This window comes from Calditrichota bacterium (assembly GCA_013151735.1).
GTDB lineage: Bacteria > Zhuqueibacterota > JdFR-76 > JdFR-76 > BMS3Abin05 > BMS3Abin05.
This window is the reverse complement of the sequence record JAADHR010000095.1, coordinates 1-8,880: the sequence shown is the minus strand read 5'-3', so window position 1 is coordinate 8,880 and position 8,880 is coordinate 1. Positions and strand designations below refer to the sequence as shown.

Sequence of the window (8,880 nt, the reverse complement as noted above, 5' to 3'; positions counted from 1 at the left end):
ACAATATCCGGTACATCCGGGTTGTTGGGGTCCGTGGGACTGAGCGGGTTGTAGAATTCCCAGTCCGCATGGGACAGATCCACGCTGCCCGGAAACAGCTTTTTGTGGTTAATCGCATCACCGGCCAGAACCACAAATGCATGGGGCGGAACCGGATACTGCCTTCCCGTTACCGGGGTTCCCGGAAATTGAAATATGTACGTCACGTTGTCAATGTTCTGAAACAACCGGCAAACCACCATTCCGTCCAGATAGGCCGTGTCATCTGCCGAATTGTAAAGCTCAATGAATTGGTCATAAAAATAAAATTCGTCATTGGGAGGCCCCACGGTGTACAGTTCGTTGATTTTAAGTCCTGGTTTGCTGGCATACATCGAAATAGAAACGTGAGACGCTTCCGGGCTTCGAATGGTCAGATCAGACGATCCGACCAATACTTTAAGCGAATCAAAATTGTACATGGCACTGACAGCATATTTCCCTGAAAGGAGACCCTCAAACCGGGCCACACCGTTTTCATCCGTAAATTCAGGCGGAATAACAGCCGTAAACCAGGGTTTGAGCGTAACCCTGGCATGTTCAACAGGTATTCCGGGCAATTGAGGGGCTTCCTTAAACTCCACATAGACCCGGGCCTCCCCTCTGCCGTCGAAACAGACCGGTTTTTTCTGCAAACAGCTGGCCAAAAACAATGCAGGCAGAAATCCAATCCAAAAAATTTGGAAGATGCGTACTCGCATGGTGTCGTTGTTACCCCAGATCCGGAGAATGTGGAATTTGGAATCGAACCTGTACCCCATGCACCCGAGTGCATTTGAGTACTCGGTTTGAATTCCGATGAGACTACGATTTTTTACAAAAAAAGCAAAACTGCCACGGCTTGTGCCATAATCTATGTTCAAAGACGCGTGCTCAATTTAAACCCGTAAAAGATTTCAGGTGTCCGTTCTGAATAGGTATGTAAATAGGGGTGACGATATAAGTTTCGACTGTCGAAAAAATTATTTACATAAAAAGAAACCTCGGCTCCCTTCCAGAGACTTTTGGATACAGTCAAATTGTACACCGTTTTGGGCGGATAATGCATTCGATTATTTTCCCACCAGTAATAGGGGTGGGCGGTGTATCGCTGGTATTTTTCATACATCACAGATTGTGCCCAGAGAGACACCCAAATTCCGAGGGAGCGGGCTTTGTATGACATTCGAAAATCCAAAATGGCCTTTTTCCTCCAGCCTGTTCCCACGGGTACCCACGGTCGCTGTCCTTTGCTCGTATCGGTGTGGGAGTAGTAAAAAAGACCCGTTGAACCGTATTTTTCGCTGCGATGCGCAAAATTTAATAAAAAGGACAAGTTTTTGTAGGTTATTGTCCGAATAGACAATTCCACCCCATAGCGGCGCGTCCAGCCCCGATTTTCGTAAATGCTGTATGTGGCCTCTGTAATGGTGTCCGGGTTTACGGAATATCCGAAGGGATAGGTGACGGCTTTCATTTGATCTTCCCGGATGGTGTAGTATCCCTCAAGTGAGGTTCGGGCAAAGTTGAACAGCCTGGAATCCAGACCCATATCCAGTTTTTTAAGCTGGTAGCCCTTCAGATTAGGGTTGTTCTGGGAGTGTCGATACGTTGTGTCGCGGAACGCCAGAACTTGAGGCGTACGATACACATTTGTAAGCGGGGGGGATTTGGCCGATAGACCATACCCAAAACGAAGACGATTATTTTTGCCGAGAAAAACAATTAGGCCCACACGAGGACTCAAATAGCTGCCATGCCTGGATTTAATAAAGGGTTTTGAAGTCCACAAACCGGAAAGAGTGACCGACTGAGGGTGAAAGAGATCGTAACGCAGCCCGAGTGTCCAGGTAAGGTCCCAAAGGTAGTGAAGTGTTATTTTATCCTCGGCATAAAGCCCGACAAGTGCCTGCCCGGGAATGCGGTCGAAGTTGTACGATCGCTTGCCAGAAAGCGGGCCGTAATAGTTTTTGGTGCTGTCAATAATGACACCCCTGCCGGTGTTCTTATCGTATTCAATGTTGCTTCCGAAAATAAAATCATGAAAGATGGCTTCGCCCATTAGTCGTTTCAGATGAAATTCCCAGCGCCCCCCTGCATTCCACTCGTCTCCAATAATCCGCATTGAGCCAATGTAACTGCGGGGGTCCGCTTCAACCAACTTCTGGGCAAAGGTGTTTTGTTTGCGGAAATGGACATATTGGCTGTAGGTGAACTTTGTCAAATTATTGATGACATAATCACCCCACACGTCGTTGTTGATCGTGTAGCCGCGATTGTACCGCTTATTCTTGTGAATATCAGTCGGCTTTTCCTCGTCAATCAGGCGCTGTCCGAAAATTTTGTGTTTAACGGTCAATTTGTTGCCGAAAAACCGCTTTAGTGTGATCAGATTCCCCGTAAATCGATGGTACTCGTCACCCACCTTTCGGAGGTCGCGCTCACTGTATCCGTAGTTCAAATCGATGGTGAACCCTGTGTTCCAGCGTACAATTCCGTTCCCAAAATTGATTTCTTTTGTGTCCGGATTTTGCTTCATAATCAGGCGTGGGGGGCGTTTACCAATTTTGGTTTCAACCTTGATAATGCCCTCCGTAAAATCCCCGTACCGCACGGAGGGAACCCCTTTTATGACTTCCACTTTTTCAATATTATCCGCTGGAATGTTTCGCAGATCAATTCCCTGTCCGGTCGTGAGCGAAATGTTTTGTCCCAGTGCCACATTGGAAAAACGCTGGAGATTGGCGTTGTTTGAAATCGGGGCATCATCCAAAATAACCTTTGTGCCAAATGTGGAAAAGGAATCATTGGTTCGACCGCGAATACTGGCCTGAATGGAACGTGCCAGCCCCAGACGATTGGTTTTTTCCACCCCGGGAATGATCTCCAGAACATCCCCCAAACTGGAGGCTTGCAGATTTTCGATATCACCGGACTTTACCACATCCTTGGAAACAGGGTCATTGGGTAGCTCTGCCTTGTCGGCTTCCACCCGGATGCCGCCAATGTAAAAAACATCTTCCTTTTCTCCCGAGGAACGATTTAATTCGGCAATAACCTGCGTGGTTTTTGACGGCAGGACGTGTTGTTTGGGTAGAATAAGCGTCTGGTAACCCATTTTAGTGAATTCAAGAGTGTAGGTTCCGATGGGGATTTTGTGCAGAAAAAAATGGCCTTTTTGGTCCGAAACGGCTGAAGCAGAGGTGTTTTGAATGCGCACCAGTACACCTTCAACGGGTTTTCTGGTGTTAAGGTCCAGGACAACCCCTTTGATTCCACCCGTTTGTTGCGCAAAAAGGAGAGAAACCCACCAGCTCGCAACAAAAATGAATAAAAAGAATCTTTGGATTGAGCGGTAAATTATCATAGAAGAGGATCTTTCTGAATTTTTCATATATTAAGCAATTTTAAATTAGAAATCAAGCAAAAAAGCTTTTTTTTTGGCCGCCGACGATTTGGAGTTTTCGTTTTGGGAACGAGACCCAAATTTTCACTTTGACTCGGGCACCCTGCGGTTTTTTTACGGATATAAAAAGGGAGACAAAAAAAGGCGAAGATCTCTCTTCGCCTTAGTGCTGCCCGGGGAGGACTCGAACCTCCAACAAGGGATCCAAAGTCCCTCGAGTTGCCAATTACTCCACCGGGCATTAAAAAATTGCCTTTTAATATACAATGTTTTCAATAAGAAATCAAGAAAATTTTGGTTTCGAAAACGGGAATGTGTCCCAGTGAATGACACCAATTTGAAAGGAAAATGTAATTTTCGAAAAAAACTCTTGACAAATTCGACTAAATATTCTATATTCGACTATGAAGTCGAATATAGAAGGAGATTGTTAAAAATGGCTGTTCGTCATCGCAAAGAACGGGAACGTTTGGCACGGCAACAATTAATTTTAGATGCCGCCATTCAGGTGTTTTCACGGAAAGGTTTTCATCAGGCTACGATGGATGATGTGGCGCAGGAAGCGGAATTGGGTAAGGGTACACTCTATTATTATTTTAGGAGCAAGGATGAAATCCTCCAAAAATTATTGGAGGACAATACGCGCCGTTTTTTTGATCAAATTATTCAAGCCATTGCATCAGAAAAAAGCTTTATCCAGATGGTGCGGAAGGTATTGCTTTTTTATGCGTCTTACTTCACGGAGCATAAAACGTTTTTCAACATCTATTTTCCTTTTGAGAGTGGACAGATTCAGTTTAAGTCACCCGGATTTTCAAATTTTCGGCAAACTTATTTTGAATACAGAAAACCGCTGGAAGAGAAATTGTTTCAAAAAATGCGGGAGGAAAAGATACGCACGGTTGATCCCAGGAATTTCTGGCGCATCTTGGGTGGAATTATTATGGGCATTAATCTTGAAATTTATCGAGAAACGCCGCTTACAGAAATCATTCACATGATTGATCAATTAACGGCCATATTTGAACAGGGACTCAAATAGAATAGAAAGGATTTTCAAATGGCTTCATTTTTTCAATGGATTATTAAACGCGCTTGGTGGGTATTGGCCGCGGTTTTCGTCATCACGCTTTTTCTTGGGTATGAAATTAAGAATTTAAAAGTGGAAACTGACATTTCGGCCTCTCTTCCACAGGGTATCCCTGCAAAACGCATTTATGACAAGGTGGGAAAGATTTTTCCCAGCCGCGATTTTATTTTGGTTGTTGTGGAAACGGACAGCCTGTTTCGACCCAACGTGATTGCCAAGATTGATTCCCTTACGAGAGTTTTTGAAGATTTGCCGGGGATTTATTCCGTAATGAGCCCGACGAATGCCAAGATTATCACAGGAACGGAAGAAGGAATGGAGGTGCGGGAAGTTCTTCAAAACATTCCCCGAACGCCTCAGGAAATGGCCGCTTACAAAAAGAGATTGCTTTCGGACAATATTTTTACGGGAAATTTAATTTCCAACGACCGGAAGGCAGCCGGTATCATGCTTTTCTTAAAAAAGACCATCCGTCCGCGGATCATTGCGGGAGAAGTGATAAAAATCACCCAGAAAGAGAGCGGCCCCTTTAAAATTCTGGCCACGGGGAAACCCGTTGTTAATTACTATCTGGCCCGGGGAATGGACCGGGACATGCGTGTGCTTTTCCCTCTGGCCATTCTGGTGGTTTTTTTCATCCCGCTCTTCCGGTTTAAGCGAATAAAAATGGTCCTTATTCCACTCGGAGTGGTGATCTTTAGTGTCATCTGGACCTTTGGGGTGATGGCACTGGTGCACTCTCCGCTTTCACATTCGACCACGATTTTGCCTATTTTGCTGATTTCAATTGGGGTGGCTGACGGGATTCATATTTTAAACCATTATTTTGCCAATTCGCGTTTTATTAAAGATAGAAATAAACTGGTACATTTTACAATGATGGAGCTCCACGGACCGGTCATTATGACGTCTGTAACCACCATGATTGGCTTTTTGGCGCTGAATACCTCGCAGGTTACATCGTTGCTGCAGCTCGGAATTTTTACCGCCACAGGTGTGTTTTTTGCGATGATCCTTTCGCTTACGTTTATCCCGGCCAGTTTGGCCCGCATGAAGATTCCTACGCAATTGAAGGAAATTACCGGCGGCCGCCTGGATAAACTGAGTCATGTTTATGCACGGTTCCTTATTCGGCACAAATGGGGGGTTACAATTGCGATTGTTCTTATTGTGCTGGTGTCTATTGCAGGTATTCCCCAAATTCAACTGGAATCAAGTGATATTGAAAATTTTCCGCCAAACCACCCGCTTCGGCTGGCCACGGAGGAAATCAACAAACATTTTGCCGGTGCTAATTATATTGACGTTGTGATTGAAGGGGATCGGCCCGGCTACATAAAGAACCCCCTGGTCCTTAAAAAAATGGCCATGCTGGAAGATTCGCTGAAAACCCTTCCGCACGTTGGTGGAACGCTTTCTCTGGTCGATTATATTCGCCGGATTAATCAGGTTCTCCACAACAACAATCCGGCCTACTACCGTATCCCGAACCAAACAGAGACAGAAACCTCCCGCTACTTTGACGACGCCACCGGAAAATGGGTGGAAAAACGTTTCACAGTTCCCGGGCGTGAGCTGATTGCCCAATACCTGCAACTGTATGAAATGTCCGGGAAGCCGGAAGATCTTGCGAATCTTGTGGATTACAATTACCAGAATGCCAAAGTGACGGCATTTTTAAGAACGTCGCGCCGCACGGATCTGAAAGCGATTGACACCTGGACGCGCGGTTTTATCCGTCGCCATTTTGATGGGGTCCATGCCGATATTACCGGCGTTTCGGAACTGTATCTGGCTGTAAACGATCTGGTGGTTTCCGGACAGTTGAAAAGCATCTTTTTATCTCTTTTCTTAGTATTCTTGCTCACGGCGTTTATGTTTCGTTCATTCACAGCCGGTCTTTTTAATGTTTTGCCCCTGTTTTTTGCCATGTTTCTGAATTTTGCGATCATGGGGTGGTTTGGGATTTACCTGAATCTCATGACCATGGTTACCTCAAGTATTGCCATAGGTGTAGGCGTTGATTATGCCATTCATTTTTATCACCGCTACCGGATGAAATTTTTGGAGTCCCACAATTATGAGCAGGCAACAGACCAGACAATGGAAGAGGCGGGTGTGGCTATTTTTATCAATGCCCTGACCGTTGCAGCCGGATTTGCCATTCTGCTCTTTTCGGCCTTCAAGGGTATTAGTTTGATGGGATTACTCATCACACTGACGATGGTCTGGTCCTCGTTCGGAGCGCTCACGATTCTGCCTACGCTGTTTATGATTCTGAAACCCAAATTTAATCATATTGGAGGGAAAAAATGAAACGGTTCATCATACTTGCGGCCATTTTTGCCGCGTGGGTTACTGTAGGTGTGGCCCGGCAGGATGCCTCACTGACCGGGAAACAGATCATGCAAAAGGTACTGTCCCAATCCAACTGGAAAGATATGACGGGCGATCTGGTGATGACGCTGACGACCAGTCGGGGTGAGACACGCGTGCGCAAAATGAAATTCTATTCTAAAAAGAAAAACGAGAACGAAAACATGATGTTGATTAAAATCATCGCACCGGCCGATGTGCGCGGAACCGCCTTTTTGACAATTGAGCACCAGAATCGGGATGACGACCGCTACCTTTATCTGCCGGCTTTGCGCCGCGTGAAGAAAATTACGGCAAGCGGCAAGGGAGGCAATTTCATGTCGTCCGATTTTACATACTACGATATGGGCAAGCCCAAACTGAACGACTGGACGTACAAGCGCCTGCCCGACGAAACCGTAAACGGGCGGGCCTGCTTTGTAGTGGAAGCCACAGCGGCTTCACCGAAGATTGCCAAAGAAACCGGCTATTCAAAGATTGTGCGCTGGATTCGGAAGGATACCTTCACGACGCTGAAAGCCGTTTTTTACGATCGGGACGGGAAAAAATGGAAAGAGCTCTCCGTTCCGGAGGTGAAAAAAATAAATGGAGTTTGGTTTTCCACCGTCATGATTATGCACGATGTGCAGATCGACCACACCAGCAAAATGGAATTCAAGAATCTAAAGATTAACACGGGTGTCCCGGCCAAATTTTTTACCACGCGCTATTTACAAAGAGGGTGATTCCGATGAAAAAGACACGTGTTTTTTTCGGGGTACTTTTGGGGTTATTGGTGGCTTCTGCAAGCAACGCTCAGACCAATCTGGGCGGGTACCTGAAATTCTATCACTACAACAACACCGTTTCGCCTCAGACAATTTCCAAAACCGGTGTCCGGCTTCAAATGACGATCAAAAAATCCTTTGGGGATAAGGGAGAACTTTTTTCCTCATTCGATTTTGATGCCAATGACCTGCGTTTTTTCTCCAGAGGATTTGATACACGTGGCAGCGAGTTGCAAATTTATCCGGTCGAGGCCTATGTGAGTCTTTATTTCCCGATGGTCGATGTGCGTCTGGGAAAGCAGTTTATCTTTTGGGGAAAAACGGACTGGATTAATCCCACGGACAATATCAACCCGTGGGATTACCAAAACATCTCCTCTGAAATCGAAGATTACCGCCTGCCGGTCACGGCACTGAAAACCGATTGGTATCTCGGGCCGGTTACGCTGGAAGCCGACTGGATTCCGATTTTTCTTCCCGACCGCATTCCCTTGCCAACAGGAATCCTGCAACAGGGAAACCCGGAACGTCATATTCCGGCCGTGGTGGCGGGTCCTCCTGTTTATCCGGCTCCCACATTGCGGCACAGCCAGGCGGCCCTTCGCCTGATGCACAGTGTTTGGGGCATTGATTACTCTCTGAGTTTTTATTCCGGGTTTGACCACCAATTCAGTATGATTTCGCATTTTGATCCCCAAAAAAATGAGCTAAATTTAACACCCGAATTCAAATCGTTGCGCGTTTTGGGTGCTGATTTTCAGAAAATTTTCGGCCGATGGGGCATTAAGGGCGAAGGCGCCTATTTTCGGACGGCCGACCCCGACGGTAGCAATCCGGAAATTGCGAACCCTCATTTCAAATATGTGCTGGGAAGCGATTGGAGCCTGAGTGACCGGCTTTCTCTGACGTTTCAGTGGGTGCAGGATATTCAGGAAAAATACAACCGCGCGCTTGAAGAAAAGGCCGCACAACATAATCCGACCCATCCGGAGGTTCCGGATAGAATCACCTCTTCGGTTTCCGGCGTGCTGAGATGGAATCCCTTCGATTACCTCACGTCGCAATTCATCGGGGTGCTCAATTTAAAAGATAAGGATTCCTTTATGCTGGGATTTCTTAGCTATGAGCCGGCGGATGCCATTCGCTTCACGCTGGGGGGTCTTTTCTTTACCGGTCCGGCCAATTCCCCTTTCGGGAAAATGGACAAGTAGGATAAGGTTTTT

General features: G+C 46.2%; 6 protein-coding genes and 1 tRNA gene. 4 read left to right on the top strand and 3 right to left on the bottom strand.

All coding sequences use genetic code 11. The features are described from left to right. From GXO76_06555 to GXO76_06545, 3 genes are all read right to left on the bottom strand, one after another. Positions 1-740, bottom strand: a 740-nt coding sequence (locus GXO76_06555; GenBank protein NOY77515.1) for a DUF4876 domain-containing protein, incomplete at its 3' end; no start/stop codon positions are given. A gap of 158 nt (positions 741-898) precedes the next feature. Then, positions 899-3,385, bottom strand: coding sequence for a TonB-dependent receptor (locus GXO76_06550; protein ID NOY77514.1), 2,487 nt, complete (start codon positions 3,383-3,385; stop codon positions 899-901). A 208-nt stretch (positions 3,386-3,593) separates the two neighbouring features. Then, a tRNA-Gln gene (locus GXO76_06545) sits at positions 3,594-3,665 on the bottom strand. 195 nt (positions 3,666-3,860) lie between these two features. Here GXO76_06545 and GXO76_06540 point away from each other — a divergent pair. The 4 genes from GXO76_06540 to GXO76_06525 are packed head-to-tail and all read left to right on the top strand — an operon-like array spanning position 3,861 to position 8,868. Continuing rightward, a complete protein-coding gene (locus GXO76_06540; GenBank protein NOY77513.1) occupies positions 3,861-4,466 on the top strand; it encodes a TetR/AcrR family transcriptional regulator in 606 nt (201 codons plus the stop codon). 18 nt (positions 4,467-4,484) lie between these two features. Next, positions 4,485-6,830: an RND family transporter gene (locus GXO76_06535; GenBank protein NOY77512.1), complete on the top strand. Its 2,346-nt coding sequence runs from the start codon at positions 4,485-4,487 to the stop codon at positions 6,828-6,830. Then, complete coding sequence (locus GXO76_06530; protein NOY77511.1) at positions 6,827-7,615, top strand: outer membrane lipoprotein-sorting protein; 789 nt, start codon at positions 6,827-6,829, stop codon at positions 7,613-7,615. Before GXO76_06535 ends, GXO76_06530 begins: the two co-directional genes overlap by 4 nt. Positions 7,616-7,620: 5 nt before the next feature. Beyond that, positions 7,621-8,868 carry a hypothetical protein gene (locus tag GXO76_06525; protein NOY77510.1) on the top strand — a complete coding sequence of 416 codons (1,248 nt, stop codon included), beginning with the start codon at positions 7,621-7,623 and terminating at the stop codon, positions 8,866-8,868. Positions 8,869-8,880: the final 12 nt, after the last annotated feature.

Bases quoted from the DNA above. Each gene is read 5' to 3' on its own strand.
- GXO76_06550 (NOY77514.1), bottom strand. From the start codon at position 3,385: ATGATAATTTACCGCTCAATCCAAAGATTCTTTTTATTCATTTTTGTT.
- GXO76_06535 (NOY77512.1), top strand. From the start codon at position 4,485: ATGGCTTCATTTTTTCAATGGATTATTAAACGCGCTTGGTGGGTATTG.
- GXO76_06530 (NOY77511.1), top strand. From the start codon at position 6,827: ATGAAACGGTTCATCATACTTGCGGCCATTTTTGCCGCGTGGGTTACT.
- GXO76_06525 (NOY77510.1), top strand. From the start codon at position 7,621: ATGAAAAAGACACGTGTTTTTTTCGGGGTACTTTTGGGGTTATTGGTG.
- GXO76_06540 (NOY77513.1), top strand. From the start codon at position 3,861: ATGGCTGTTCGTCATCGCAAAGAACGGGAACGTTTGGCACGGCAACAA.